Annotated in this window: 2 tRNA genes and 3 rRNA genes (2 of these 5 cut by a window edge); all 5 read left to right on the top strand. The window is 48.3% G+C overall.

Features of this window, described 5'->3' with window-relative positions:
- Window positions 1–1,911, top strand: a 23S ribosomal RNA gene (locus BEN51_RS12945); it begins 995 nt to the left of the window's first position.
- Window positions 1,912–1,963: 52 nt separating this feature from the next.
- Window positions 1,964–2,080, top strand: a 5S ribosomal RNA gene (gene rrf / locus BEN51_RS12940).
- A gap of 7 nt (window positions 2,081–2,087) precedes the next feature.
- Window positions 2,088–2,163, top strand: a tRNA-Lys gene (locus BEN51_RS12935).
- 194 nt (window positions 2,164–2,357) lie between these two features.
- A 5S ribosomal RNA gene (gene rrf / locus BEN51_RS12930) occupies window positions 2,358–2,474 on the top strand.
- A gap of 5 nt (window positions 2,475–2,479) precedes the next feature.
- Window positions 2,480–2,500 (top strand) — tRNA-Lys (locus BEN51_RS12925) (it continues 55 nt past the right edge of the window).

Here is a 2,500-nt window from a genome sequence, read left to right as displayed (position 1 = left end):
GGTCCGTAGTCAAAAGGGAAAAAGCCCAGATCGTCAGCTAAGGTCCCAAAGTGTAAGTTAAGTGGTAAAGGATGTGGGATTTCTAAGACAACTAGGATGTTGGCTTAGAAGCAGCCACTCATTTAAAGAGTGCGTAATAGCTCACTAGTCGAGAGATCCTGCGCCGAAAATGTCCGGGGCTCAAACTTACCACCGAAGCTACGGGTTCACACTTCGTGTGAGCGGTAGAGGAGCGTCGTAATCGGGCTGAAGTCGTACCGTAAGGAGCGGTGGACTGATTACGAGTGAGAATGTTGGCATCAGTAGCGAGATGTAAGTGAGAATCTTACAGGCCGAAAATCTAAGGTTTCCTGGGGAAGGCTCGTCCGCCCAGGGTTAGTCGGGACCTAAGCCCAGGCCGAAAGGCGTAGGTGATGGACAATTGGTTGATATTCCAATACCACTATTATCGTTATTATCGATGGTGTGACGGAGAAGGATAGGATGTGCTAGCCGTTGGTCGTGCTAGTCTAAGCATTTAGGGAGTCAGGATAGGCAAATCCGTTCTGACAATCCTGAGGTGTGATGGGGAAGGTCATTATGACCGAAGTATCTGATTCCATGCTTCCAAGAAAAGCATCTAGAGAGAGAAGTAGTGCCCGTACCGCAAACCGACACAGGTAGATGAGGAGAGAATCCTAAGGCCATCGGAAGAATTGCAGTTAAGGAACTAGGCAAATTGACCCCGTAAGTTCGCGAGAAGGGGTGCCTGCGAGAGCAGGCCGCAGAGAATAGGCCCAAGCAACTGTTTAGCAAAAACACAGGTCTCTGCTAAAGCGTAAGCTGATGTATAGGGGCTGACGCCTGCCCGGTGCTGGAAGGTTAAGGGGAACACTTAGCGCAAGCGAAGGTGTGAACTTAAGCCCCAGTAAACGGCGGCCGTAACTATAACGGTCCTAAGGTAGCGAAATTCCTTGTCAGGTAAGTTCTGACCCGCACGAATGGCGTAATGACTTGGGCACTGTCTCAACTGCAAATCCGGCGAAGTTGTAGTGCGAGTGAAGATGCTCGCTACCCGCGATTGGACGGAAAGACCCCGTAGAGCTTTACTGTAGCTTAGCATTGAGTTTCGATATTGTCTGTACAGGATAGGTGGGAGACTGGGAAACTGGGGCGTCAGCCTCAGCGGAGTCGTCCTTGGGATACCACCCTGATAGTATTGGGATTCTAACTGGACGCCATGAAGCTGGTGACAGGACATTGTTAGGTGGGCAGTTTGACTGGGGCGGTCGCCTCCTAAAAAGTAACGGAGGCGCCCAAAGGTTCCCTCAGAACGGTCGGAAATCGTTCGTAGAGTGTAAAGGCAGAAGGGAGCCTGACTGCGACACCCACAAGTGGAGCAGGGACGAAAGTCGGGCTTAGTGATCCGGTGGTACCTCGTGGGAGGGCCATCGCTCAACGGATAAAAGCTACCTCGGGGATAACAGGCTGATCTCCCCCAAGAGTCCACATCGACGGGGAGGTTTGGCACCTCGATGTCGGCTCGTCGCATCCTGGGGCTGAAGTAGGTCCCAAGGGTTGGGCTGTTCGCCCATTAAAGCGGCACGCGAGCTGGGTTCAGAACGTCGTGAGACAGTTCGGTCCCTATCCGTCGCGGGCGTAGGAAATTTGAGAGGAGCTGTCCTTAGTACGAGAGGACCGGGATGGACTGACCTCTGGTGTACCAGTTGTTCTGCCAAGAGCATAGCTGGGTAGCTAAGTCGGGAAGGGATAAACGCTGAAAGCATCTAAGCGTGAAGCCCCCCTCAAGATGAGATTTCCCATAGCATAAGCTAGTAAGACCCCTTGAAGAACACAAGGTTGATAGGTTAGAGGTGTAAGTATGGTAACATATTTAGCTGACTAATACTAATAGGTCGAGGGCTTGACCAAAATAATAATGGCTATATTCATGTGCAATTTTCAGAGAACAAGTTCTCTGAAATCTGGTGACAATGGCGTAGAGGAAACACTCCTTCCCATTCCGAACAGGACAGTTAAGCTCTACAGCGTCGATGGTACTGCAGGGGAAGCCCTGTGGGAGAGTAGAACGTTGCCAGGTTATATATGTGTTATTAGCTCAGTTGGTAGAGCACCTGACTCTTAATCAGGGTGTCCAGGGTTCGACCCCCTGATGACGCACCAAATTTTCCTATTAAAATATGACAAAAATTTACTGAATATAAATTTTGTCATGGTTAATAATAAGATTAGAATTTATATTTTGAAAAAATCTTATAATAAGATTTGAAATAAATAAGAAAAAATATAAGTTATCTGAAAAATATGTTGACAAGCTAATTTAGTTATTGTATAATCAATAACTGTTGAGATTAAAATCTGGTGATAATGGCGTAGAGGAAACACTCCTTCCCATTCCGAACAGGACAGTTAAGCTCTACAGCGTCGATGGTACTGCAGGGGAAGCCTTGTGGGAGAGTAGAACATTGCCAGGTAATATGGTTTACTAGCTCAGTCGGTA

The sequence above is a fragment of the Clostridium isatidis genome (assembly GCF_002285495.1).
GTDB classification, from domain to species: Bacteria; Bacillota; Clostridia; order Clostridiales; family Clostridiaceae; genus Clostridium; species Clostridium isatidis.
The sequence above is the reverse complement of the archived record's forward strand: the minus strand, read 5'-3'. Positions and strand labels throughout refer to the sequence as shown.